Below are 24,393 nucleotides of genomic sequence, written 5' to 3'. Positions count from 1 at the left end.
GCCTCCTAGAACCGGGTATCGACCGCCACCTCGAAGCTGCGCGGCGCCCCCATGTAGTACTGGCTGCCGTAGGCCTGCTTGGCGTAAATCTCGTCGGTGAGGTTGCGCACGCGGGCGGTGATGGCGGTGTGCTCGTCGACCCGGTAGCGGGCGAACGCGCCGAACAGGGTGTAGGACGGCGCCTCCAGGGTGTTAGCGTTGTCGGCGAACACCGCATCGACGTAACGCACATCCACCCCGGCGGCCCAGGACGGCGCGATGTCGTAGGTCAGCCAGAGGTTGGCGACGTTGTCCGGCACGTTGACCGGAGTGTTGCCCTTGCGCGACACGGAGACGCCGCCGACCGCCTCGTTGAAGCGGTCGTACTCGGCCTCGACGTAGGCGTAGTTGGCCTCGGCCAGCAGCTTGGGAGTGATCTGCAGCTTGCCGGCCAGTTCGATGCCACGCGAGGTCTGCTGGCCAGCCTGGACGGTGAGGTTGGGGTTGCTCGAATCGCGCACGGCGAAGTCGCGGCGCACGATCTGGTACAGCGCCACGGTGGCCGAGCCGCGCCCGTCGAGGAAATCGAACTTGCTCCCGGCCTCCCACTGCTCGCCCTCGGAGAGGTCGAACAGGCCGACGTTGGAGTAGGTGGCCGAGGCCAGGGCGCCAGCCGGCAGGTCGGCGGAGGTGCTGTATTGCAGGTAGAGGTTGGCCGTGGGCGTGAGGTCGTAGAGCAGGCCGACACGCCCGCTGAGCGGCTCCCAGGTGCGCTCGAAGTAGGCCGGGCTGATGGGCGACACCGGGCCGTAGTTGGTCACCTCCATGTCCAGGTGGTCGTAGCGCAGACCGGTGAGCAGCGCCAGGCGCTCGCTCAGCATCAGTCGGTTTTCCAGGAACACGGCGGCGGTGGTGATCTCGTGGCGGCGCTGCTTGCGCAGGCCGGCGTTGACCCCGGGGATGTCATCGAAGCTGCCGGGGTCGAAGCGGTCGGGGTCGACCGTGTCGCTCCAGGCGCTGCCGGTAGGGTGCAGGGTCTGGCGCATGCGCGAGTAGTCCAGGCCCAACGACCACTGGCTGGCGAGGCCGAACAGGGCGGCGTCGTGGCGCAGTTCGAGGCGGTTGCCGAGCACGTTCTGGTCGTGCCGCTGCAGGTAGGCGCCGGAGCGTACCACGTCGCCGGCCGCGTTGTAGGCGTATGTCTCCAGGTTGCGGTAGTCGCGCTGGGCGGCGTAGTGGTAGAGGGTGTTCTGCAGGCTGCTGGCCTCGCCCAGGTGGTAGTCGGTGATCGAGCGCAGCCAGCGCACGCGCTGCTCGTAGCGGCCGTCGCCGACGTTGTAGTTCTCGAAGCGGCGGCTGCGGTCGATCTTCAGGGTGTCTCTGCCGCGCAGGACCGGCGAGCCCCAGTAGGGGCTGTCTTCCTGGTCCTCCAGGTATTCCAGTGCCAGGGTGTGGCTCAGGTCCGGGGTGAAGTCGCTGAGCAGGGAGACGGCGAAGCTGTTGGTCTCGCGCCGGTTGCGGTCGATGTAGCCGTTACCGTCGCCTCGGCTCACGTCCAGGCGCAGGAAGTGCCGGGCATCGGCGCCGCCCAGGGCGCGGTTGAAGCCCAGCGAGACCTCGGAGTCGTCGAAGCTGCCGTAGCGCAGGCGGCCCTCGAACAGGCTCTCGTCGCGGCTGGCCAGGCGCGAGATGTAGTTGATCGAGCCGCCCACGGCGCCCGCACCGTAGAGGAAGGTGGACGGCCCGCCGATCAACTCGACGCGGTCGATCATCCAGGCGTCCACCGGCCGTGTGGCGCTGCTGTAGCCGAGGTTGATGCCGTTGAACAGCTGGGTGATCTGGTTCTGGGTGAAGCCGCGGTAGGAGACGAAGCCGCCGTAGCCGGGGTTGGCCGAGGCGTTCACGCCGGTCATGGCGTTGATCACGTCCTGGGTGTCCTTGGCGCCGCGTTCCTCGATCACGGCGCGGTCGGAGACGCTGACCGAGGCCGGCGTTTCCCGCGCCGTGAGGCCCAGTCGCGAGCCGGTGCGGATCGGCTGGTCGAGGGTCAGGCCGGAGGGTCTGTCCTGCTCGCCCTCGATGGTCAGGGCGTCGAGTTTCAACGGGGCGTGGTCCGCCCATGCGATGGCGCTGGTGCTCATCAGGAGCACCAGCGAGGTGTACTTCAGCGACATATCTGGCTTCCAGGCAGAAGAAACTGTGCGGGTCCGCGTGGGCGGACCCCGGGCGTCATGCGTGGAAGGCGGCGGGCGAGGCGCGGGGGTTGAGGCTGTGGCGCAGGAAGCGCGGCGGCGGTTGCGCCCACAGGGTGGCGATGGGCGCGGGCCCGCCGGCGGCGGGCAGCAGGTCGATGCCCCAGCCGGCGGTATTGACCGCCACCGAGGCGCCGAACGAGGAACACAGCGGGCAATCCATCGCCTGGACGGCGGAGCCGCCGTGGGAGGCGTCGCCCAGGTCGATGCTCGGGCCGTTGTCACCGACCAGCGAGCAGAACCCGCCGCCGAGCCCGCTGAGGGCGAGGCCGGAAGCCTGGCCGTGGTGCAGGCCGCAGGCGAACAGGCCCAACAGGAGGCTGCAGTACAGCGTCCAGGTGGTCAGCGCGCGGTGGCGGGAAATGAGCTTCATGGAGCGGAAATCTAGCACCGGCCCCGGGATGCCGAAAGCCGGGCTGGCGATTTGTCGCACACCCGTCCGGCGGCTCGCTTCCGCTTCCGAGGGAGCGGGCTTGCCCGCGAAGCCCTTTGCGTTCTGGTTCGCGGACAGAGTCCGCGCCCCAAGAACGACCAGCCCACGCGCCCTCCACTGCCCTCGGCGCGACTCTGGCGCAGCGGCCCCGAAGGGCAAGCACTCCCGGCAAACAGCCTGCGCCTGTAACCACCGTCACCCAGCCCAAGCCCCACGGAATGCCAAGAACCTATTGAAAGAATTTCTCATCCAAGTGTATTGTTATTATATAACATTATGGAGACTACCCCATGAAATCCGGCATCCACCCCACCTACCGCCCCGTCCTGTTCCACGACACCTCCGCCAACGTGTTCTTCCTGATCGGCTCCACCGTGGAGACCGACCGGACCCACGTCCACGAGGACGGCAACACCTACCCCTACGTCGCCCTGGACGTGTCCAGCGCCTCCCACCCGGTCTACACCGGCCAGCAGCGCCAGACCAAGAGCGAAGGCCGGGTCGCGGGCTTCCAGAAGCGCTTCGCCGGGTTCGTGTCGTCCGCCGGCAAGAGCTGATCCGCGGTGATGCGGGCCTCATAGGTCCGCGCCAATAACGCAACACTATAACGTCATTAAAAAAAGATCGGCGAGCTCCGCTCGCCGCTCCATCTGCCCCTGAAACCCTAGACATGAGGTCAACATGAACCGTCGTCACCCCCTGGCCTGGGCCATCGCCCTCGCGCTGGCGCCCAACGCTCCCCTGCTGGCCGCCGAAACCCGGGAACCGCTGCAGCTCGGCTCCTCGGTGATCAGCGCCAGCGCCCTGAACAGCACCCTCGCCGAGATGGCCAGCCCCGCCGAGGTGCTGGAGGGCGAGGAACTGGTGCAGCGCCGCGAGTCCACCCTGGGCGAGACCCTCAACGGCCTGCCGGGCGTGCATTCCAGCAGCTTCGGCGCGGGCGCCAGCCGGCCGGTGATCCGCGGCCTGGACGGCGCGCGGGTGAAGGTGCTGAGCGACGGTGTGGATGTGCTCGACGCCTCGACCATCAGCCCCGACCACGCGGTGACCAGCGAGCCGCTGCTGGCCGAGCGCATCGAAGTGCTCAAGGGCCCGGCCACCCTGCTCTACGGTGGCGGCGCCATCGGCGGGGTGGTCAACGTGCTGGACAAGCGGATTCCCACCCGGGTGCCGGAGAAGGGCTACGAGGGCGAACTGGAGCTGCGCGCCAACACCGTCGCCAACCAGGGCGCGGGAGTGTTCGGCATCACCGCGGGCACGGGCAACTTCGCGGTGCGCGCCGAGGGCACCAAGCGCCAGGACAACGAATACGAGATTCCCGGCTCGCCGGGCAAGCAGGCCGGCTCCTTCAACGACACCGACAGCTACAGCCTGGGCGCCAGCTTCATCGGCGAGCGCGGCTACCTGGGCCTGGCCTACGGCGAGCAGAACCTGAGCTACGGGCTGCTCGCCCACGAGCATGCCGACTGCCACACCCACGCCGCCCGCGACTGGCACTGCGTCGGTGAGGAGGACGGCCACGGCGGACACGGCCACGACGAGGATGAACACGACCACGACGATCACGATCACGATCACGATCACGATCACGAAGATGAGCATGACCACGGCCATGATCACGACCACGCCGGCGTGCCCTACATCAAGATGAAGCAGAAGCGCTGGGACCTGCGCGGCGAACTGAACGACCCGCTGCCGGGCTTCGAGCTGGCCCGGCTGCGGGTCGGCCACAGCAACTACAGCCACGACGAGATCGAGGGCGGCGAGGCGGCCACGCGCTTCAGCAACGACGCCACCGACGCGCGCCTCGAACTGACCCACGAACCGCTGTTCGGCTGGCGCGGCGTGCTCGGCGGGCAGACCCAGCGCCGCGACTTCCAGGCCCTGGGCGAGGAGGCCTACGTGCCGCCGACCCTGACCCGCAACCACGCGCTGTTCCTGCTCGAGGAATACAGCGTCGGCGACTGGCGCTACGAACTGGGCCTGCGCCACGAATGGCAGGACATCGACGCCGAGGGCGAGCCCGACACCAACCACAGCGGCACCTCGGTGTCCGCCGGCGCGGTCTGGACCTTCGCCCCGGAATACTCGCTGGGCTTCTCCCTGTCGCGCTCGCAGCGCCTGCCCACCGCCGAGGAGCTGTACGCCAACGGCCCGCACGCGGCCACCCGCACCGTCGAGCTGGGCAACGTCGACCTCGACGAGGAGACCTCGCACAACGCCGAGCTGACCCTGCGCAAGTTCGCCGGGCGCACCACCTTCAGCTTCAGCCTGTTCCGCAACCAGGTCAGCGACTTCATCTATGCGGCGGACACCGGCCACGACGTGGGCGGCGGCTACCGCGAGATCGAGTACCGCCAGCAGGATGCGGTGCTGACCGGCGCCGAGGGCTCGGTCACCTACGCGCTCACCGACGCCACCGACATCACCCTGTTCGGCGACCACGTACGCGGCAAGCTCAAGGGCGACGGCGACCTGCCACGCATCCCGGCGGACCGCCTCGGCGTGCGCGTCAACCAGGCGTTCACCCCGGCCGTCAGCGGCGAGCTGGAGTTCTACCGGGTGCAGCGCCAGGACGACCTCGCCGACTACGAAACCGAGACCTCGGGCTACAACATGCTCGGCGCCGGCCTGAGCTACCGCGGCGCGCTGAACGAGACCAGGTACCAGTTGTTCCTCAAGGGCAACAACCTGCTCGACGAGCGCGCCCGCAACCACAGCTCCTTCATCAAGGACGACGTGCTGCTGCCGGGCCGCAACCTCACCGTGGGCATGCGCCTGAGCTTCTAAGCCGGCGCGACGTCCACCCCGGCGCGCCGGGGTGGATGGCCGTGCAGGACACAGGGCACTCCCACCGCTCTTGTGGGAGGGGCCTTGGCCCCGAGCTTTTCTGCCCCAGGCAAAAGCTCGCGGACAAGTCCGCTCCCACACATCCCCCGCATCCCAGTCGCAGGAGCTAGGCCCGGGCAAGCCCACCGCTCTTGTGGGAGGGGCCTTGGCTCCGAGCTTTCTGATCCCGGTAAAAGCTCGCGAACAAGTCCGCTCCCACACATCCCCCGTATCCCAGTCGCAGGAGCTAGGCCCGGGCAAGCCCGACGCTCTTGTGGGAGGGGCCTTGGCCCCGAGCTTTTCTGCTCCCGGCAAAAGCTCGCGGACAAGTCCGCTCCCACACATCCCCCCGCATCCCAGTCGTAGGAGCTAGATCCGGGCACTCCCGCTGCTCTTGTGGGAGGGGCCTTGGCCCCGAGCTTTTCTGTACCTGGCAAAAGCTCGCGGACAAGTCCGCTCCCACACATCCCCCCGCATCCCAGTCGCAGGAGCTAGGCCCGGGCAAGCCCGCCGCTCTTGTGGGAGGGGCCTTGGCCCCGAGCTTTTCTGCCCCGGTAAAAGCTCGCGGATAAGTCCGCTCCCACACATGCCCCCGTATCCCAGACGCTCCCGAGCCATGGGCAAGGCCGCCGCATCCCGCTACAGTGGCGCCCCATGCCGACACCGCCCTCCCCCCTCGACGCCTACCGCCAGGCCCTGGCGCGCGGCGAGCTGTACCCGGACGCCGCCCAGCAACGCGCCGCCGAATGCCTGGAGAGCTGCCGCGAGGCACTGCGGGACGGGCGTCCGTGCCGCGGCGTATACCTCTGGGGACCGGTGGGCCGGGGCAAGACCTGGCTGCTCGACCGCTTCCACGAGAGCCTGACGGTGCCGTCGCGGCGCCAGCACTTCCATCAGTTCATGCGCTGGGTCCACCAGCGCCAGTTCCAGCTCAGCGGCACCGCCGACCCGTTGCGCGCCCTGGCCCGCGAGCTGGCCGGCGAGGTGCGGGTGCTGTGCTTCGACGAGCTGTTCGTCAGCGACATCGGCGACGCCATGCTGATCGGCGGATTGCTGCGCGCGCTGCTCGACGAAGGGCTGGTGCTGGTCGCCACCTCCAACCAGCCGCCGGAGCAGCTGTACGCCGGTGGCTTCAACCGCGAGCGCCTGCTGCCGGCCATCGCCGCCCTGCAGGAGAAGCTGGACGTGGTGGAAGTGGACGGCGGCCAGGACCACCGCCTGCACCCCGGCGCCGCGGTGCAGCGCTACTGGGTCGACGACCCCGCCGCGCTGGCCGAAGCCTTCGCCCGCCTGGCCGGCGCCGGCCCGGTATCGGACGCGTCGCTGGAACTGGGGCCACGCCGGCTGCCGGTGATCCGCCAGGCGCCGGGCGCCGTGTGGCTGGACTTCACCACCCTGTGCGAGGGGCCGTACTCGACCCTGGACTTCATGCAGCTGTGCGAGCGCTTCCCGGCGATCCTCCTCGGCGGCGTGCCGTGCCTGTCCGGCGAGCCGTGCGAGGGGCGCATCGCCCGGGGCACCGAGGACGCCGCCGAGCGGGTGGTCGCCGGCGACCGCGAGCTGCCACGCCTGGCGCCCCACGACGACGGCGTGCGCCGCTTCATCGCCCTGGTCGACGAGTGCTACGACCACCGCCGCCCGCTGTACCTGGAAGCGGCGGTGCCGCTGGACGCGCTGTACACCCGCGGCTACCTGGAATTCCCCTTCCGCCGCACCCTCAGCCGCCTGCGCGAGATGCAGCAGGCGCGCTACTGAGCGGCCGCCACGGCCTTGCGCTCGCCCAGCGCGGCGTCGAGGAACTTCGGCTCGGCCCAGTCGGCCACCACGAAGCCCTTGCGCACCAGGCGCTGCTCGGCGGCCAGGTCGACGCTCTGCTGCAGGCGGCCGAGGAAGCCGGCGTCCAGCTGCGGGTCGAAGATCTTGCTGAAGCTGGCGTTGTGCAGGTCGTTCTGCAGGATCAGCGTCGGGTAGTTGGCCAGGCCCGACACCAGGTCGATGTAGGCCTGCTTGTTGTGCTCGTCGCGCAGCCAGGTCACGGCCTTCTGCTGGGCCTTGACCAGGCGCGCGGTGATTTCCGGATGGCGGTCGACGAAGCGGCCGTCGGCCACCAGCACGCCCTGGATGCTGCCGACGCCACCGAGGTCGTCGGTGGACAGCGGCAGCTCGGCCACCCCGCGGGCCTTGAGCGCGATCAGGTTGGATAGGCCCCAGGTGGCGTCGATCTGCTTGGCCGCCAGCGCCGCGGTGGCGGCGTTGAAGTCCAGGTTGATCACCTGCAGGTCGCGTTCTGAGAGCCCCTGGCTGGCCAGCGCGGCGTCGAGCGACAGCTGCGAGGCGGTGCCACGGAAGATGCCGACGCGCTTGCCCTTGAGGTCGGCCAGGGTGTGGATGCCCGAGCCGGGCACCACGCCCAGGTAGTGCTTGATGTCGCGCGCGGTGGCGCTGAGCAGGCGGGTGTCCAGGCCGTTGGCCTTGCCGATGATGGCGGCCAGGTCGCCCAGGTAGGCGAAGTCCACCTGGCCGTTGGCGAGCGCCTCGTTGATCACCGGGCCGGCGCCCTTGAAGAAGCTCCACTGCACCTTGATGCCGTCGGCGGCGAACTCCTGCTCGAAGATTTCCTGGGCGCGCAGCACATCGACCACGCCGCCGCCACTCGGCTGGCTGCCGGCGCTGACATCGGGCACCGCGATGCGGATTTCCTCGACCCGGTCCGCCGCTTGGACGGGCGGCAGGTAGGCCAGCAGGCCGATCAGCGCCGGCGCGGCGAACAGCGCGGCGAAGGTAGTGAAGAGGCTTTTCATGGCGGTGGCTCCTGGAATGTCTGGCCCGGAGCGCGCGGTCGGCGCTCCCTTGGCCGGCACTTAGGCATGGCCGCCTTAGCGAATTTAAATACTAAAAGATTATTTTTTTATCACTTAAAGACCTAAACCAGCACCGCTGCGGCTTCCCGGCCGAATGCCCGGCAGGCATAAAAAATATGAGCCAAAGGCATTGGCCGGGGCCTGCCCGCCTTCTTTAAATGACCGCTCTTATCACTCAATCGAATTGATATGAGCTTTTATATGCTTTTGTTGAAAATCGCTTATATCGGCCAGCGCGGGGGCGCCCCGCGATGAGCCTGGCCGCCACCCTGCCCCTCGGTCGCTCCCGCCCCACCGGCGAACACCTGCTGCCCTGGCTGCTGCCGGTCGGCCTGCTGCTGCTCTGGCAGGCCGCCAGCCACTGGGGCTGGATGAGCGGGCAGGTGCTGCCGGCGCCCGAACAGGTCTGGCAGACCCTGCTGGAGCTGAGCCGCGGCGAGCTGTGGCAGCACCTGGCGATCAGCCTCAAGCGCCTGGCCTGGGGCCTGCTCGGCGGCGTCGCCGCGGGCATCGCCCTGGGTGCCCTGCTCGGCTCCAGCGCCCGCGCCGAACGGCTGGTCTTCCCCACCTTCGCCGCCCTGGCGCAGATTCCGACCCTGGCCTGGATTCCGCTGTTCATGCTGCTGTTCGGCATCGGCGAGGCGCTCAAGCTGGTGGTGCTGGTCAAGGCCATCGTCGTGCCCGTCACCATCCACACCCTGGTCGGTGTGCGCGACGCCCAGCCACGCCTGCGCGAGGCGGCCGAGGTGCTGCGCCTGCCGCCGCTGCTGCGCCTGTGGCGGCTGACCATCCCGGCCGCCCTGCCCTCGTTCATGGCCGGCCTGCGCCTGGCCCTGGCCACCGGCTGGGCCTCGCTGCTGGCGGTGGAGCTGCTGGCCTCCAGCGAGGGCATCGGCTACCTGATGGTCTGGGGCCGCCAGCTGTTCATGCTCGACATCGTGTTCGTCTGCATCCTCGTCATCGGCCTGTTCGGCGTGGTGCTGGACCGCGGCATCCAGTGGCTCGACGGCCGCCTGCTGCACTGGCCGCACCCGCCGGCCGCCGAGTTCCGCCGGGCGCCGGCCGGGCGCGGCTGGCAGCGCCTGCAGACCGGGTGGCTGCCGCTGGCGCTGCTCGCCCTGTGGCAACTGATCTGCAGCGCCGGCTGGGTCGACGCCAACATCCTCGCCAGCCCGACCCAGGTCGCCCAGGCCACCTGGCAGGGCCTGGCCGACGGCAGCCTGGTCGAGGGCCTGTTGCTCAGCCTGCGCCGCGCCCTCGGCGGCCTGCTGCTGGGCGGCGGCCTGGGTCTCGCGCTGGGCGTGCTGCTCGGCCTGTGGCGCCCGGCGGAACGCGTGCTCGGGCCGACCCTGTCGGCGCTGCGCCAGGTCGCCATCTTCGCCTGGGTGCCGCTGCTCACCGCCTGGTTCGGCCTCGGCGAGACGGCCAAGCTGGTGTTCGTCGGCATGGCCACCTTCTTCCCCCTGCTGATCGCCAGCCAGCGCGGCATCGCCGCCCTCTCGCCACAGCTGGACGAAGCCGCCCGCGCGCTGCGCCTGAACCGCCGCCAGCGCCTGCTGCGCCTGGTGCTGCCGGGCGCCGCCCCGGCCATCTTCGCCGGCCTGCGCCTGGCGCTGATCTTCGCCTGGCTGGGCACCATCGGCGCCGAATACTTCATGCCGTCGAACGGCGGCCTGGCCAGCCTGATGATCGGCGCCCAGCAGCTGTTCCGCATGGACCAGGTGATGGCCGGCATGCTGCTGATCGGCCTCACCGGCGCCCTGCTCAACACCCTCGGCCAATCGATCGAAGCGCGCGCGACGCGCTGGAGAACCGCATGAACAGCCTGACCCTGCCCGACTCGCGCACCTTCCAGGGCCTGCCGCCGTCCCCGCCGCTGGTGAGCTTCATCGGCGTCGGCAAGCGCTTCGGCGAGCTGCAGGCCGTCAGCGACTTCAACCTCGACATCCGCGAGGGCGAATCCATCGCCATCCTCGGCTCCAGCGGCTGCGGCAAATCCACCCTGCTGCGCCTGCTGGTCGGCCTGGACCGCGAGTTCGACGGCCGCATCGAAGTGGCCGGCCAGCCGGTGGCGGGCATCGGCGGCGAGCGTGGCATCGTGTTCCAGGAGCACCGCCTGTTCCCCTGGCTGACGGTGCAGCAGAACGTCGGCCTCGGCCTGGTCAACGAGGACCTGACCCAGGCCGAGCGCTTCCGCCGGGTCGAAGAATTCATCCATCTGGTCGGCCTCGACGGCTTCCAGCGCGCCTACCCGCACCAGCTCTCCGGCGGCATGGCCCAGCGCGTGGCGATCGCCCGCGGCCTGGTGGCCAGCCCGCGCATCCTGCTGCTCGACGAACCCTTCGGCGCCCTCGACGCCCTGACCCGCCAGCAGATGCAGGAAGAGCTGCTGGCCATCCGCGCCCGCGCCGGCATCACCAGCCTGCTGGTCACCCACGACGTGGAGGAGGCGATCTTCCTCGCCGACCGCGTGGTAGTGCTGGCGCCGCGCCCGGGGCGGATCAAGCGCATCGTCGAGATCGACCTGCCGCACCCGCGCGACCGCGCCGGCTACGACTTCCACCAGCTGCGCGGCGAGCTGCTGTTCGAGCTGACCGGCGACGGCGACTACCGCGCCCCGCCGCCGCGCCTGGAAGACCTGCCGCTGGCGTCCCTGGCCTACTGACCGTTTTTTATTGGGTCCCCGCCTGCGCGGGGATGACGCCTGGGTGGGGATGACGGGCCTGTGGGTTTCCGTCGTCCCCGTGCAGGCACCAACTCTCACCGGAGCCTCCATGTCTCGCCGTCCCAACTTCCTGCTGATCGTCGCCGACGACCTCGGCTTCTCCGACCTCGGCGCCTTCGGTGGCGAGATCGCCACGCCTCACCTCGACGCCCTGGCCGAGCAGGGCCTACGCCTGACCGACTTCCACGCCGCCTCGGCCTGCTCGCCGACCCGCGCCATGCTGCTCACCGGCACCGACCACCACCTGGCCGGCATCGGCGCCATGGCCGAGTTCAGCGACGAGACCATCCGTCGCAACCCGGGCTACGAGGGCCACCTCAACCAGCGCGTGGTCAGCCTCGCCGAACTGCTGCGCGACGCTGGTTACCACACCCTGATATCCGGCAAGTGGCACCTGGGCCGCACCGCCGAAACCTCGGCGGCGGCGCGCGGCTTCGAGCGCTCGTTCATCCTCGAAGGCGCCGCGCACAACCACTACGACTGGTCGCCGAACGTTCCGCCGCACAAGATGCCGCGCCTGCTGCACGCGGTCGAAGGCACCTACCGCGACGGCCTGGAGCCGGTGACCGAGCTGCCCGAGGGCTTCTACTCCTCGGACGCCTTCACCGACCGCCTGCTGGAGTACCTGGGCGAGCGCCCGCAGGATGACCAGCGGCCGTTCTTCGCCTACCTGCCGTTCTCCGCGCCGCACTTCCCGCTGCAGGCCCCGGCCGAGCTGATCGCCAAGTACAAAGGGCGCTACGACGCCGGCCCGGACGCCCTGCGCCAGCAGCGCCTGGAGCGACTCAAGGCGCTGGGCCTGGTGGCGGCGGACGTCGAGGCCCACCCGGTGGTGGCGGACACGCCCAATTGGGACGAGCTGGACGAACAGGGCCGGCGCCGTTCCGCCCGGGCCATGGAAGTCTACGCGGCGATGGTCGAGCGGCTGGACTGGAACGTCGGCCGGGTGATCGAGCACCTGCGCGCCTCGGGCGAGCTGGACGACACCCTGATCCTGTTCCTCTCCGACAATGGCGCCGAGGGCGCGGCGCTGGAGGCCCTGCCCATCGTCGGCAAGCGCGCCCAGCGCTTCATCGAGAAGCACTACGACAACAGCCTGGACAACCTCGGCCGCGCCAACTCCTACCTCTGGTACGGCCCGCGCTGGGCCCAGGCGGCCACCGCGCCGTCGCGCCAGTTCAAGCTGTTCACCAGCCAGGGCGGCATCCGCGTGCCGGCCTTCGTCACCTGGCCGGGCCTGCGTCGACAGGGCGCCATCGGCCACGAATTCGCCACCGTGATGGACATCGTGCCGACCCTGCTGGAACTGGCCGGCACCCAGCATCCTGGCACCACCTACCAGGGCCGCGAGGTGCTGCCGCTGCGCGGGCGCTCGCTGCTGCCCTACCTGCAGGGCGAGGAAGAGCAGCCCCACAGCCAGGACGAGACCACCGGCTGGGAGCTGTTCCGCGCCCGCGCCATCCGCCAGGGCCAGTGGAAGGCGCTGTACATTCCCAAACCAGACGGCCCGGGGCGCTGGCAGCTGTATGACCTCAAGCGCGACCCCGGCGAGATCCACGACCTGGCCGAGGCCGAACCCGAGCGCCTGCGCCGGCTGGTGGAGCACTGGCAGCGCTACGTCGACGAGACCGGCGTGCTCGACTTCAGCTTCGCCGGGCGCCTGCTGCGGGAAGTGGCACGCGGCCTGCTGCGGCTGTTCACCCGCCAGCCACGCACCCTCTGAGTTCCATTGCCTGCACGAGGCTCCACATAACGTGCCAGGGATGGCGCTCCCGGAGAGGGGGAACCCCGCCGCAGGCGGGGGAGACCTTCGCTTTGGCTACGTTCTCTATGGTCCGGGCGGCGATCCGCAGACAAAAGCAACGAAGCGAGGCGAAGTAACGGCCGCAGGCTGGCCCGAAGGGCGAGCGTAGCTAGTCAAGTGACTCGCCACGAAGGCAGTCCCGGAACACTCGGCAATCCCGCTCCCCGGATTTCATCCGGGCTACGACCGGTGCGCATGGCGCACCCTACGGAGCACACGCGCATAAAGAAGCCGCGCCTCCTCGCGGAAGTCGCGGCTTTGTGGCCCGGATGCAATCCGGGAAGAACGGGCGCCTCAGGCGAACACGATCTCCTCGCCCTCGACCCCGGCCTGCACCAGCGCCCCCGGCGTGAAGCGGCCGGCGAGGATCTGCTGGGCCAGCGGGTTCTCGATCCAGCGCTGGATTGCGCGCTTGAGCGGCCGCGCGCCGTACACCGGGTCGTAGCCGACGGCGATCAGCTTGTCGAGCGCCTCCGGCGTCAGCTCCAGGCGCAGCTCGCGCTCGGCCAGGCGGCTGCGCAGGCGCTGCAGCTGGATCTCGGCGATGCCGGCGATCTGCTCGCGGCCCAGCGGCTCGAACACCACCACCTCGTCGATACGGTTGATGAACTCCGGCCGGAAGTGGCTGCTCACCGCGTCCAGCACCGCCGCGCGCTGCGCCTCGCGGTCGCCGGCCAGCTCCTGGATCTGCGCCGAGCCCAGGTTGGAGGTCATCACGATCACCGTGTTCTTGAAGTCCACCGTGCGCCCGTGGCTGTCGGTCAGGCGGCCGTCCTCCAGCACCTGCAGCAGCACGTTGAACACGTCCGGGTGGGCCTTCTCCACCTCATCCATCAGTACCACCGAATAGGGCTTGCGACGCACCGCCTCGGTCAGGTAGCCGCCCTCCTCATAGCCCACGTAGCCGGGCGGCGCGCCGATCAGGCGAGCTACGCTGTGCTTCTCCATGAACTCGGACATATCGATGCGCACCAGCGCCTCCTCGGTGTCGAAGAGGAATTCGGCCAGTGCCTTGCACAGCTCGGTCTTGCCCACCCCGGTCGGGCCGAGGAAGAGGAACGAGCCGCTCGGCCGGTTCGGGTCGGCCAGACCCGCGCGGGAACGGCGCACGGCGTTGGCCACGGCGACCACAGCCTCGTCCTGGCCGATCACCCGCTGGTGCAGCAGCCCTTCCATCTTCAGCAGCTTCTCGCGCTCGCCCTCGAGCATCTTGCTCACCGGGATGCCAGTCCACTTGGAGACCACCTCGGCGATCTCCTCGTCGGTCACCTTGTTGCGCAGCAGCTGGTTCTCGCTCTTGCCGTGCTGGTCGACCATCTGCAGGCTGCGCTCCAGGTCCGGGATCACCCCGTACTGCAGCTCGGCCATGCGGTTGAGGTCGCCCTTGCGGCGGGCGGCCTCCAGCTCGGTCCTGGCCTGCTCGATCCTCTGCTGGATCTGCGCCGAGCCCTGCACCTCGGCCTTCTCCGACTTCCAGATTTCCTCCAGGTCGGCGTATTCCTTCTCCAGCTTGGCGATGTCCTCCTCCAGCTTGGTCAGGCGCTTGCGGGTGGCCTCGTCGTCTTCCTTCTTCAGCGCCTCGCGCTCGATCTTCAGCTGGATCAGACGGCGATCCAGGCGGTCGAGGGCCTCCGGCTTGGAGTCGATCTCCATGCGGATGCGGCTGGCGGCCTCGTCGATCAGGTCGATGGCCTTGTCCGGCAGCTGGCGGTCAGTGATGTAGCGATGACTCAGCTTGGCGGCGGCGATGATCGCGCCATCGGTGATGGTCACGCCGTGGTGCACCTCGTAGCGCTCCTTGAGGCCACGCAGGATGGCGATGGTGTCTTCCTCGCTCGGCTCGTCCACCAGCACCTTCTGGAAGCGGCGCTCCAGCGCGGCGTCCTTCTCGATGTACTGGCGGTACTCGTCCAGGGTGGTGGCGCCCACGCAGTGCAGCTCGCCGCGGGCCAGCGCCGGCTTGAGCATGTTGCCGGCGTCCATGGCGCCCTCGGCCTTGCCGGCACCGACCATGGTGTGCAGCTCGTCGATGAACAGGATGATGCGGCCTTCCTGCTTGGACAGCTCGTTGAGCACCGCCTTGAGGCGCTCCTCGAACTCGCCGCGGAACTTGGCGCCGGCGATCAGCGAGCCCATGTCCAGGGCCAGCAGGCGTTTGTCCTTGAGGCCGTCCGGCACTTCGCCGTTGATGATGCGCTGGGCCAGGCCCTCGGCGATGGCGGTCTTGCCGACGCCGGGCTCGCCGATCAGCACCGGGTTGTTCTTGGTGCGCCGCTGCAGGACCTGGATGGTGCGGCGGATTTCGTCGTCGCGGCCGATCACCGGGTCGAGCTTGCCATCCTCGGCGCGCTTGGTCAGGTCGACGCAGTACTTGTCCAGCGCCTGGCGCGATTCCTCGGCATTCGGGTCGTTGACCGCCTGGCCGCCGCGCAGGTTGGCGATGGCGTTCTCCAGGGCCTTCTTCGACACGCCCTGGGACAGCAGCAGCTTGCCGAGCCGGGTGTTCTCGTCCATGGCGGCGAGCAGCACCAGCTCGCTGGAGATGAACTGGTCGCCCTTCTGCTGGGCCAGGCGGTCGGCCTGGTTGAGCAGGCGCGCCAGGTCCTGCGACAGGTTCACATCGCCGGTGGGGTTCTGCAGCTTGGGCAGCGTGTCCAGCTCCTTGGCCAGGGCCTGGCGCAGGGCCGTTACGTCGAAGCCGACCTGCATCAGCAACGGCTTGATCGAGCCGCCCTGCTGCTCCAGCAGGGCCTGCATCAGGTGCAGCGGCTCGATGGCGGAATGGTCGAGGCCGACAGCCACGGACTGGGCGTCGGACAGGGCGAGTTGCAGCTTGCTGGTGAGACGGTCGATTCGCATGAATATGTCCTTCCTTCAGATAGCGGGCCGGAGCGCTGAACTGCTCCCGATAGTGAAGCCCGGAATAGCTCTTTAGATAAGGACAGTTTTCACCGATTCAAGCGCCGGTCCGTTGACGCGGATCAGTCCCGGTCCGCTGCGGCCGGGACTGAGCGCCCTGTAGGAGCGGCCTTGGCCGCGAGCTCTTGCCCGGGGCCACGCAGGAACCGAAAGCCAAGGGTTCGCGGCCAAGGCCGCTCCTACAGGGACACAGTGGTATCACCGTCAGGGTTCGAGCCACACCAGCGAGGCGAAGCGACCGGTGCAGGCCGCGCGACGGTAGGAGAAGAAGCGTGGGTCGGCGAAGGTATCCAGCCCGCCGCCATGCACGGCGGTGACGCCGACGGCGGCCAGGCGGATGCGCGCCAGGGCATAGATATCGGCCATGAACTTGCCGGCGTTGCGGCTGGCGCCGAAGGCCTTTTCGGCCTGGGCATGCTGCGCCAGGAACGCCTTACGCACCTCGGGACCGACCTCGAAGGAGCCAGGACCGATGGCCGGCCCCAGCCACACCAGCAGCTCGCCTGGCTCTACGCCGAGGGCGGCCACCGTGTTCTCCAGCACCCCGCCGGCCAGCCCGCGCCAGCCGGCATGGGCGGCGGCCACACGGGTGCCGGCGTGGTCGCAGAACAGGGCGGGCAGGCAGTCGGCGGTCAGCACCGCGCAGGCGGTGCCCGCGGCGGTCGTCCAGCTGGCGTCGGCGACCGCCACCCTCGCCGGGTCGGCCTCGACCGCGTCGGGACTGTGCACCTGCTGCAGCCAGGCCGGCCGGCAGCCGAGGCGCTCGCTCAGGCGCCGGCGGTTCTCGGCGACGGCGGCGGGCTCGTCCTCGACGTGATCGCCCAGGTTCAGGCTGTCGAAGGGCGGCAGGCTGACGCCGCCGGCCCGGGTGGTGACGCAGGCGCGGACGTTGGCCGGGGCCGGCCAGTCCGGCAGCAGCCAGTCAGACGAAGGATTCATTGTCCTGTCGCAGCAGCGACAGCAGCCAGACCAGGTCTTCCGGCAGCGGCGACTCCCAGCGCATGCGCTGACCGGTGGCCGGATGCTCCAGCTCCAGGAAGCGCGCGTGCAGGGCCTGGCGGGGGAATTCGCGCAGGGTCTGCACCAGGGTCGGGCTGGCGGCCGGCGGGATGCGGAAGCGCCCGGCGTAGAGCGGGTCGCCCACCAGCGGGTAGCCCGCATGGGTCATGTGCACGCGGATCTGGTGGGTGCGGCCGGTCTCCAGCTTGACCCGCACATGGGTGTGCGAGCGGAAGCGCTCCAGCACCCGGTAGTGGGTGATGGCCGGCTTGCCACCGTCTATCACCGCCATGCGCTGACGGTTGGCCGAGCTGCGGCCGATCGGCGCGTCAATGGTGGCGCCGGAGGTGATCACGCCGATGCAGATGCATTCGTAGATGCGGCTTACGCTGCGCTTCTGCAGCTGGTCGACCAGTCTGGTCTGCGCCTGCAGGGTCTTGGCCACCACCATCAGGCCGGTGGTGTCCTTGTCCAGGCGGTGGACGATGCCCGCGCGCGGCACGTTGACGATGTCCGGTACGTGGTGCAGCAAGGCGTTGAGCAGGGTGCCATCGGCGTGCCCGGCGGCCGGGTGGACCACCAGGCCGGCCGGTTTGTCGATCACCAGCAGGTGCTCGTCCTCATAGACGATGTTCAGCGCGATGTCCTGGGCCACCCACTCGCCCTGAGCCTCCTGCTCGGCCTGCAGGCTGAGCACGGCGCCGCCGTGGACGATGTCGCGCGGGCGCAGCACGGCGCCGTCGACGGTCAGGCGGCCGTCCTTGATCCAGCCGGACAGGCGCGAGCGCGAATACTCGTCGAACAGCTGAGCGGCGACCTGGTCGAGGCGCTGGCCACCGAGGTCGGACGGTACTTCGGCGGAGAGTTGGATGAGCTGATCGGAATCTTCGGACATGGGCTGCTGCGGAGAGCGGTGCGGCTTTTGGTTTCGGCTGCACGCTGTGGTTAAATACGGCGTCTTTGTCCCGGCCTTTTCCGGGGCGCCCATCATAACAGGACGGTAGAGGCCTAGACAGCCGCCGTCACAGGGACGCAAGCCACCATGCAAGTGAAACACCTGCTGCTGATCGCCACCCTCGTCGTCGTCGCCGCATGCTCTTCCAACAAGCCGGAAGTGGATGAGAACCTGAGCGAGACCGAGCTCTACCAGCAGGCCCAGGAAGACCTCAACAACAAGAGCTACAACAGCGCCGTCAGCAAGCTGAAGGCCCTGGAGTCGCGCTATCCGTTCGGCCGCTATGCGGAGCAGGCCCAGCTCGAGCTGATCTACGCCTACTACAAGAACGTCGAGCCGGAAGCGGCCAGGTCCGCCGCCGAACGCTTCATCCGCCTGCACCCGCAGCACGCCAACGTCGACTACGCCTACTACGTCAAGGGCCTGGCCTCGTTCGACCAGGACCGCGGCCTGGTGGCCCGCTTCCTGCCGCTGGACCTGACCAAGCGCGACCCGGGCGCGGCGCGCGACTCGTTCAACGAGTTCGCCCAGCTCACCAGCCGCTACCCCAACAGCCGCTACGCGCCGGACGCCAAGGCGCGCATGATCTACCTGCGCAACCTGCTGGCCGCCTATGAGATCCACGCCGGCCACTACTATCTGACTCGCCAGGCCTACGTCGCCGCCGCCAACCGCGGCCGCTACGTGGTGGAAAACTTCCAGGAGACCCCGGCCGTCGGCGACGGTCTGGCCCTGATGGTCGAGGCCTACCAGCGCCTGGAACTGGACGATCTGGCCGCCAGCAGCCTGGAAACCCTGAAGCTGAACTACCCCGACCACCCGTCCCTGGTCGACGGCCAGTTCGTGCCCCAGGAAGAGGAAGCGGACAACCGCTCCTGGCTGGCCAAGGCCACCCTGGGCCTGATCGAGTCCGACGCGCCGCTGCCGCCCGGCGAGACCCGCGCCAACCAGGACGTGATCCGCCAGTACGAAGACGCCCAGGAGCAGATTCCGGACGAACTGCTGCCGGAGAACCGGGAAGAAGCCCGGGAAGACTTGGACAGCGAGGCGGAAGCCGGCGGCAGCGACCGCTCCTGGTTCAGCTACATGACCTTCGGTCTGTTCGACTGATCCACGCCACGACACGAACAAGGGAGGCCATGCCTCCCTTTTTCATGCCCGCGCGACGACCATTTCCTGCTGCGCCGGCACGGCCTCCTTGGCTACACTGCGCCTCTGCCAACAAGAAGGGCACAACATGTTCCGTCTGCTGTTCTGGATCGCCTTGATCGCCGCCGCCGTGTGGCTGTGGCGCCGCTTCAAACGCCCCGCCCGACCGGCCGACCGGCCGCGGGAAGAGCAGGCCTCGCCGATGGTCCGCTGCGCCCGCTGCGGCGTGCACGTGCCGCGCGAGAAGGCCCTGCCCCAGGGCGAGAACTGGTACTGCAGCCAGGCCCACCTGCCGCAGGAACAGTCCGGCCAATGATCGCCGACCAGCTGGCCCTGAACGGTATTCCCGGGCGGCGGGTACTGCGCCTCTACCACCTGTACCGCGTCGCCGTCGGCCTCGCCCTGATCCTGCTGATCTCCACCAAGCTGGACAGCGAACTGCTGGAACTGGCCCACGTGCAGCTGTTCCGCTACGGCAGCTGGGCGTACCTGATCGTCAACGTGCTGGTGGCGGTGCTGATGCACCGACCGCGGCACCTGCTCCAGGTGTTCGGCCTGGCCCTGCTCGACGTGCTGATGCTCTGCGCGCTGTTCTACTCGGCGGGCGGCACGCCCAGCGGCATCGGCAACCTGCTGATCGTGGCGGTGGCCATCGCCAACATCCTGCTGCGCGGGCGGATCGGCCTGCTGATCGCCGCCACCGCCGCCATCGGCATGCTCTCGCTGACCTTCTACCTGAGCCTGACCCGCCCCGCGGTCAGCGCCCAGTTCGTCCAGGCCGGCGCGCTCGGTGGGCTCTGCTTCGCCGCGGCGATCCTGCTCCAGGGCCTGACCCAGCGCCTGCAAATGAGCGAAAGCCTGGCCGAGCAGCGTGCCGTCGACGTGGCCAGCCTGGAGGCGCTCAACTCGCTGATCCTGCAGCGCATGCGCACCGGCATCCTGGTGCTGGACAAACAGCACAGGGTGCTACTGGCCAACCAGGGCGCGCTGGGCATGCTCGGACGCGGCAGCCTGGAAGGCAAGGTGCTCGACCCGCACTGCCCCGAGCTGGTCAAGCGGCTCCAGCAATGGCTGCACAACCCCACGCTGCGCCCGCAGAGCCTGCAGGCCATGCCCGATGGCCCGGTGCTGCAGCCCAGCTTCATCCCGCTGCAACGCGGCGAGGATCAGCACACCCTGGTCTTCCTCGACGACATCTCGCAGATCACCCAGCAGGCCCAGCAGCTGAAACTGGCCTCCCTCGGGCGGCTCACCGCCGGCATCGCCCACGAGATCCGCAACCCGCTCGGCGCCATCAGCCACGCGGCGCAGCTGCTGCAGGAGTCGGAAGACCTGGAGGAGCCCGATAGACGCCTGGCGCAGATCATCCAGGACCACTCGCGGCGGATGAACATGGTGATCGAGAACGTCCTGCAGCTGTCGCGCCGGCGCCAGGCCGAGCCCCAGCTACTCGACCTGAAGTACTGGATGCACCGCTTCGCCAGCGAATTCCGCAGCTCGGCGCGCCTGGACCAGACGCTGCACCTGGAGACCCACGGTAGCGGGCTGCAGACCCGCATGGACCCGCACCAGCTGACCCAGGTGCTCAACAACCTGGTGCAGAACGGCCTGCGCTACAGCGCCCAGGCCCACCAGTTGGGCCAGGTCTGGCTGAAGCTGTACCGCGACGAGGAAAGCGACCTGCCGACCCTGGAGATCCTCGACGACGGCCCCGGCGTCGCCCCCGAGCAGATGCAGCACATCTTCGAGCCCTTCTACACCACCGACAACAAGGGCACCGGCCTGGGCCTGTATATTTCCCGCGAGCTGTGCGAAAGCAACCAGGCACGGCTCGACTACAAACCCCGCGAGGGCGGAGGCAGCTGCTTCCGCATCACCTTCGCCCATCCACGCAAGTTGAGCTGAACCATGAGCACCCGGCAGAGAGCCCTGATCGTCGACGACGAACCCGACATCCGCGAACTCCTGGAAATCACCCTCGGGCGCATGAAGCTCGATACGCGCAGCGCGCGCAACGTCAAGGAAGCGCGCGAGTGGCTGGCGCGCGAGCCCTTCGACCTGTGCCTGACCGACATGCGCCTGCCCGACGGCACCGGCCTCGACCTGGTCCAGCACATCCAGCAGCGCCACGCCCAGGTGCCGGTGGCGATGATCACCGCCTACGGCAGCCTGGACACCGCCATCAACGCCCTCAAGGCCGGTGCGTTCGACTTCCTGACCAAGCCGGTGGACCTCGGTCGTCTGCGCGAGCTGGTGGGCACGGCGCTGCGCCTGCGCGCGGGCGACAGCGAGGAAGGCTCGGTGGACACCCGCCTGCTCGGCGAGTCGCCGCCGATGAAGGCCCTGCGCAACCAGATCCAGAAGCTCGCCCGCAGCCAGGCCCCGGTCTACATCAGCGGCGAATCGGGCAGCGGCAAGGAACTGGTGGCCCGCCTGATCCACGAACAGGGCCCGCGGGCAGAGAAGCCGTTCGTGCCGGTCAACTGCGGCGCCATCCCCTCCGAGCTGATGGAAAGCGAATTCTTCGGCCACAAGAAAGGCAGCTTCACCGGCGCCATCGAAGACAAGCAGGGCCTGTTCCAGGCCGCCAACGGCGGCACCCTGTTCCTCGACGAGGTCGCCGACCTGCCGCTGACCATGCAGGTCAAGCTGCTCCGCGCCATCCAGGAAAAGGCCGTCCGGGCTGTGGGCGGCCAGCAGGAACTGGTGGTCGACGTCCGCATCCTCTGCGCGACGCACAAGGACCTGGCCGCCGAAGTGGCGGCCGGCCGCTTCCGCCAGGACCTGTTCTACCGCCTCAACGTCATCGAACTGCGTGTTCCGCCGCTGCGCGAGCGCCGCGAGGACATTCCCCTGCTGGCCGAGACCATGCTGCAGCGCCTGACCGACGGCAGCGGCCTGCCCGCCGCGCGGCTGAGCGCGGAGGCGCTGGACAAGCTCAAGTGCTACCGCTTCCCCGGCAACGTGCGCGAGCTGGAGAACATGCTCGAGCGCGCCTACACCCTGTGCGAGAACGACCAGATCCAGGCCGCCGACCTGCGCCTCGCGGACGCCGCCCCGGTCGCCGACGGCGACACGGCCTCGCTGGCGCAGATCGACAACCTGGAAGACTACCTGGAGGAAATCGAGCGCAAGCTGATCATGCAGGCCCTCGAGGAAAACCGCTGGAACCGCACCGCGGCGGCCCAGCGCCTGGGCCTGACCTTCCGCTCCATGCGCTACCGCCTGAAGAAGCTGGGCATCGATTGATGCCCGGCTGTCGACCGGCGGCAAGCGCTATCCATCGGCGGCACGACGTTTTCTGTCCGCAGCGCCGGGCCTTACCGCTAAACTACGCAGCCTGAACCAGCCTGCGCCGAGATCCAGCATGCAAATCAAACTCGCAAACCCTCGCGGCTTCTGCGCCGGCGTCGATCGAGCCATCGAGATCGTCAACCGAGCCCTCGAGGTTTTCGAGCCGCCCATCTACGTCCGCCACGAAGTCGTGCACAACAAGTTCGTCGTCGAAGACCTCCGGGCCCGTGGTGCGGTGTTCGTCGAAGAACTCGACCAGGTGCCGGATGACACCATCGTCATCTTCAGCGCCCACGGCGTCTCCAAGGCGGTGCGCGACGAAGCCGCACGCCGCGGCCTCAAGGTATTCGACGCCACCTGCCCGCTGGTGACCAAGGTCCACATGGAAGTCCTGCGCTACAGCCGGGATGGCCGCGAATGCATCCTGATCGGCCACGAGGGGCACCCCGAGGTCGAGGGCACCATGGGGCAGTACGACACCACCAACGGCGGCGCCATCTATCTGGTGGAAGACGAGGAAGACGTGGCCCGCCTGCACGTCCGCGACCCGGAGTCGCTGGCGTTCGTCACCCAGACCACGCTCTCCATGGACGACACCAGCCGGGTCATCGACGCCCTGCGCGCCCGCTTCCCCAGCATCGGCGGCCCGCGCAAGGACGATATCTGCTACGCCACCCAGAACCGCCAGGACGCCGTGAAACAACTGGCCATCGCCTGCGACGTGGTGCTGGTGGTCGGCAGCCCGAACAGCTCCAACTCGAACCGCCTGCGCGAACTGGCGGAAAGGCTGGGCACTCCGGCCCATCTGATAGACGGGGCCGAAGACCTGGAGCGCACCTGGTTCGACAATGCCTGGAACGTCGGCATCACCGCGGGCGCATCCGCACCCGAAGTGCTGGTGAAAGGCGTGGTGGAAAAGCTCAAGGAATGGGGCGCCAACGTGGCGGAAGAGCTGGAAGGGCGCCCCGAGAACATCACCTTCTCGATGCCGAAGGAACTGCGGGTCAAGGAGATCGGCTGACTCGTCCAGCCCCGGCTACAGCCGGGGCGAGCCTGAGCTCACCAGCCCGACCGGCCGGTAGGGTTCTGGCTCGACGATCGGCGCCAGCCCGAGCATGAGGTCGCACAACAGCCGGCAGGACGCGGGCGCCAGCACCAGGCCATTGCGGAAATGCCCGCAGTTGAGCCACAGCCCGGGCAGCTCCGGCACCTCGCCGATAAAAGGCACACCCGATGGAGAGCCCGGCCGCAGCCCGGCCCAGTGCCCTACCCGCTCGGCCTCCGCCAGCGCCGGCAGCAACGCCCGGGCGGAAGCCTCCAGGCTCTGCAGGGCCTCGTCCGTCGGCGTCTTGTCGTAGCCCTGATACTCCAGCGTGCTGCCAACCAGCACATGCCCATCGCGGCGCGGAATGGCATATCGCCCCTTGGCCAGCACCATGGACGGCAGGAAGTCACGGTCGCAGCGGTAAAGAATCATCTGCCCCTTGACCGGCTGCACCGGCAGGTCCAGCCCCACCTCACGCAGCAGGTCACCGCTCCAGGCACCTGCAGCCACGACAACCTGATCGGCCCGCAACGCCCCTTGCGCCGTCTCCACGCCGACTACCCGTCCTTGCTGGATGACGAAGCCATGCACCGGACACTGTTCGCGCAGCTCGACATTGGCGCGCCGCGCCAGGTCCGCGCGAAGCGCCTGCAGAAGGCGGGGATTGCGCACATTGGCCACCCCCGGCATATGCAATGCGTGCTCGAAGCCCTCGCCCAATGCGGGTACGGCCTCACGGACCTGCGCCGCCGAGACCTGCCAGAGCCTGCGCCCATGCTTGATGGCCCAGTCCAGCGCCTTCGATTCGCCGGGCAGATCGAGCCAGTAAAGCCCGGTGACATGCAGCTCGGGGTCGATACCCGAGTCATTCAGCAACTGCGACGCCAGGGCCGGGTAGAAATCCTGCGACCAGTGCGCCAGCGCCGAGACCGCCGGGCTGTAGTTCCATGGATACAGTGGTGAAACGATCCCGCCCCCCGCCCAAGACGCCTCGCCCCCCGCACGCCCCTGCTCCAGCAGCAACACATTCCATCCCGCCTCGGCCAGCATCCGCGCGCTCAACAGCCCGATGGCTCCCGCGCCCACCACAATCACCCGGCTCACTTGCACCTCTCGAGAACTGATCTATACCGAAAAATGCGAAAGGAA

18 protein-coding genes are annotated in these 24,393 nt (G+C 68.8%); 11 read left to right on the top strand and 7 right to left on the bottom strand.

Annotated features, from left to right (window positions below):
- Positions 1 to 5: 5 nt before the first annotated feature.
- Positions 6 to 2,153: a TonB-dependent receptor gene (locus tag N7640_RS00375; RefSeq protein ID WP_279903281.1), complete on the bottom strand. Its 2,148-nt coding sequence runs from the start codon at positions 2,151 to 2,153 to the stop codon at positions 6 to 8.
- Positions 2,154 to 2,208: 55 nt separating this feature from the next.
- Entirely contained in the window at positions 2,209 to 2,604 is a 396-nt protein-coding gene (locus N7640_RS00370; RefSeq protein ID WP_279903282.1) for a DUF2946 domain-containing protein, read from the bottom strand.
- Between the two features lie 350 nt (positions 2,605 to 2,954).
- Between N7640_RS00370 and N7640_RS00365 the strand changes: the two genes are divergently transcribed.
- From N7640_RS00365 to zapE, 3 genes are all read left to right on the top strand, one after another.
- Positions 2,955 to 3,221, top strand: a complete 267-nt coding sequence (locus tag N7640_RS00365; RefSeq protein WP_279903284.1) for a type B 50S ribosomal protein L31 — start codon at positions 2,955 to 2,957, stop codon at positions 3,219 to 3,221.
- 124 nt (positions 3,222 to 3,345) lie between these two features.
- Positions 3,346 to 5,454, top strand: a complete 2,109-nt coding sequence (locus tag N7640_RS00360; protein WP_279903286.1) for a TonB-dependent receptor — start codon at positions 3,346 to 3,348, stop codon at positions 5,452 to 5,454.
- 693 nt (positions 5,455 to 6,147) lie between these two features.
- Positions 6,148 to 7,248 (top strand): cell division protein ZapE, encoded by a 1,101-nt coding sequence (gene zapE, locus N7640_RS00355; RefSeq protein ID WP_279903288.1) that lies wholly within the window; start codon positions 6,148 to 6,150, stop codon positions 7,246 to 7,248.
- On the opposite strand, the gene N7640_RS00350 is transcribed toward zapE, so the two are convergent.
- The gene (locus N7640_RS00350; protein ID WP_220815547.1) at positions 7,242 to 8,294 is read right to left on the bottom strand and encodes an ABC transporter substrate-binding protein; all 1,053 of its coding nucleotides are present in this window, start codon (positions 8,292 to 8,294) and stop codon (positions 7,242 to 7,244) included. The genes zapE and N7640_RS00350 overlap by 7 nt on opposite strands.
- 311 nt (positions 8,295 to 8,605) lie before the next feature.
- Between N7640_RS00350 and N7640_RS00345 the strand changes: the two genes are divergently transcribed.
- From N7640_RS00345 to N7640_RS00335, 3 genes are all read left to right on the top strand, one after another.
- Entirely contained in the window at positions 8,606 to 10,174 is a 1,569-nt protein-coding gene (locus tag N7640_RS00345; RefSeq protein ID WP_279903291.1) for an ABC transporter permease subunit, read from the top strand.
- Complete coding sequence (locus N7640_RS00340) at positions 10,171 to 11,019, top strand: ABC transporter ATP-binding protein (RefSeq protein ID WP_220815549.1); 849 nt, start codon at positions 10,171 to 10,173, stop codon at positions 11,017 to 11,019. Before N7640_RS00345 ends, N7640_RS00340 begins: the two co-directional genes overlap by 4 nt.
- 109 nt (positions 11,020 to 11,128) lie before the next feature.
- A complete protein-coding gene (locus tag N7640_RS00335) occupies positions 11,129 to 12,802 on the top strand; it encodes an arylsulfatase (RefSeq protein WP_279903293.1) in 1,674 nt (557 codons plus the stop codon).
- A gap of 375 nt (positions 12,803 to 13,177) precedes the next feature.
- On the opposite strand, the gene clpB is transcribed toward N7640_RS00335, so the two are convergent.
- The 3 genes from clpB to rluD form a co-directional block, all read right to left on the bottom strand.
- Positions 13,178 to 15,742, bottom strand: a complete 2,565-nt coding sequence (gene clpB / locus N7640_RS00330) for an ATP-dependent chaperone ClpB (protein ID WP_220815551.1) — start codon at positions 15,740 to 15,742, stop codon at positions 13,178 to 13,180.
- A 264-nt stretch (positions 15,743 to 16,006) separates the two neighbouring features.
- Entirely contained in the window at positions 16,007 to 16,741 is a 735-nt protein-coding gene (gene pgeF / locus N7640_RS00325) for a peptidoglycan editing factor PgeF (protein ID WP_279903296.1), read from the bottom strand.
- Entirely contained in the window at positions 16,725 to 17,696 is a 972-nt protein-coding gene (gene rluD / locus N7640_RS00320; protein ID WP_279903298.1) for a 23S rRNA pseudouridine(1911/1915/1917) synthase RluD, read from the bottom strand. The genes pgeF and rluD overlap by 17 nt, the downstream gene beginning before the upstream one ends.
- Positions 17,697 to 17,843: 147 nt before the next feature.
- On the opposite strand from rluD, the gene N7640_RS00315 reads away from it, so the two are divergent.
- From N7640_RS00315 to ispH, 5 genes are all read left to right on the top strand, one after another.
- Positions 17,844 to 18,866, top strand: a complete 1,023-nt coding sequence (locus tag N7640_RS00315; protein WP_279903300.1) for an outer membrane protein assembly factor BamD — start codon at positions 17,844 to 17,846, stop codon at positions 18,864 to 18,866.
- A gap of 127 nt (positions 18,867 to 18,993) precedes the next feature.
- On the top strand, positions 18,994 to 19,221 hold the full coding sequence (locus N7640_RS00310; protein ID WP_220815555.1) for a PP0621 family protein: 228 nt from the start codon (positions 18,994 to 18,996) through the stop codon (positions 19,219 to 19,221).
- A complete protein-coding gene (locus N7640_RS00305) occupies positions 19,218 to 20,810 on the top strand; it encodes an ATP-binding protein (protein ID WP_279903302.1) in 1,593 nt (530 codons plus the stop codon). The genes N7640_RS00310 and N7640_RS00305 overlap by 4 nt, the downstream gene beginning before the upstream one ends.
- Positions 20,811 to 20,813: 3 nt before the next feature.
- Complete coding sequence (locus N7640_RS00300; protein WP_220815557.1) at positions 20,814 to 22,154, top strand: sigma-54 dependent transcriptional regulator; 1,341 nt, start codon at positions 20,814 to 20,816, stop codon at positions 22,152 to 22,154.
- Positions 22,155 to 22,272: 118 nt separating this feature from the next.
- Positions 22,273 to 23,220 (top strand): 4-hydroxy-3-methylbut-2-enyl diphosphate reductase, encoded by a 948-nt coding sequence (ispH, locus tag N7640_RS00295; protein ID WP_279903305.1) that lies wholly within the window; start codon positions 22,273 to 22,275, stop codon positions 23,218 to 23,220.
- A gap of 15 nt (positions 23,221 to 23,235) precedes the next feature.
- Here ispH and thiO read toward each other — a convergent pair whose 3' ends face one another.
- Positions 23,236 to 24,348, bottom strand: a complete 1,113-nt coding sequence (thiO, locus tag N7640_RS00290) for a glycine oxidase ThiO (RefSeq protein WP_279903307.1) — start codon at positions 24,346 to 24,348, stop codon at positions 23,236 to 23,238.
- Between the last annotated feature and the right edge of the window lie 45 nt (positions 24,349 to 24,393).

Origin of the sequence: Pseudomonas sp. GD04015 (assembly GCF_029837675.1) — a bacterium.
GTDB classification, from domain to species: Bacteria; Pseudomonadota; Gammaproteobacteria; order Pseudomonadales; family Pseudomonadaceae; genus Aquipseudomonas; species Aquipseudomonas paralcaligenes.
Note: the sequence above shows the minus strand (reverse complement) of the source record. Positions and strands in the feature narration are given on the sequence as shown.

What these genes read in the sequence shown, in the direction of transcription:
- N7640_RS00375 (WP_279903281.1), bottom strand. Translation starts at nt 2,153, where the DNA reads ATGTCGCTGAAGTACACCTCGCTGGTGCTCCTGATGAGCACCAGCGCC.
- N7640_RS00370 (WP_279903282.1), bottom strand. Translation starts at nt 2,604, where the DNA reads ATGAAGCTCATTTCCCGCCACCGCGCGCTGACCACCTGGACGCTGTAC.
- N7640_RS00365 (WP_279903284.1), top strand. Translation starts at nt 2,955, where the DNA reads ATGAAATCCGGCATCCACCCCACCTACCGCCCCGTCCTGTTCCACGAC.
- N7640_RS00360 (WP_279903286.1), top strand. Translation starts at nt 3,346, where the DNA reads ATGAACCGTCGTCACCCCCTGGCCTGGGCCATCGCCCTCGCGCTGGCG.
- zapE (WP_279903288.1), top strand. Translation starts at nt 6,148, where the DNA reads ATGCCGACACCGCCCTCCCCCCTCGACGCCTACCGCCAGGCCCTGGCG.
- N7640_RS00350 (WP_220815547.1), bottom strand. Translation starts at nt 8,294, where the DNA reads ATGAAAAGCCTCTTCACTACCTTCGCCGCGCTGTTCGCCGCGCCGGCG.
- N7640_RS00345 (WP_279903291.1), top strand. Translation starts at nt 8,606, where the DNA reads ATGAGCCTGGCCGCCACCCTGCCCCTCGGTCGCTCCCGCCCCACCGGC.
- N7640_RS00340 (WP_220815549.1), top strand. Translation starts at nt 10,171, where the DNA reads ATGAACAGCCTGACCCTGCCCGACTCGCGCACCTTCCAGGGCCTGCCG.
- N7640_RS00335 (WP_279903293.1), top strand. Translation starts at nt 11,129, where the DNA reads ATGTCTCGCCGTCCCAACTTCCTGCTGATCGTCGCCGACGACCTCGGC.
- clpB (WP_220815551.1), bottom strand. Translation starts at nt 15,742, where the DNA reads ATGCGAATCGACCGTCTCACCAGCAAGCTGCAACTCGCCCTGTCCGAC.
- pgeF (WP_279903296.1), bottom strand. Translation starts at nt 16,741, where the DNA reads ATGAATCCTTCGTCTGACTGGCTGCTGCCGGACTGGCCGGCCCCGGCC.
- rluD (WP_279903298.1), bottom strand. Translation starts at nt 17,696, where the DNA reads ATGTCCGAAGATTCCGATCAGCTCATCCAACTCTCCGCCGAAGTACCG.
- N7640_RS00315 (WP_279903300.1), top strand. Translation starts at nt 17,844, where the DNA reads ATGCAAGTGAAACACCTGCTGCTGATCGCCACCCTCGTCGTCGTCGCC.
- N7640_RS00310 (WP_220815555.1), top strand. Translation starts at nt 18,994, where the DNA reads ATGTTCCGTCTGCTGTTCTGGATCGCCTTGATCGCCGCCGCCGTGTGG.
- N7640_RS00305 (WP_279903302.1), top strand. Translation starts at nt 19,218, where the DNA reads ATGATCGCCGACCAGCTGGCCCTGAACGGTATTCCCGGGCGGCGGGTA.
- N7640_RS00300 (WP_220815557.1), top strand. Translation starts at nt 20,814, where the DNA reads ATGAGCACCCGGCAGAGAGCCCTGATCGTCGACGACGAACCCGACATC.
- ispH (WP_279903305.1), top strand. Translation starts at nt 22,273, where the DNA reads ATGCAAATCAAACTCGCAAACCCTCGCGGCTTCTGCGCCGGCGTCGAT.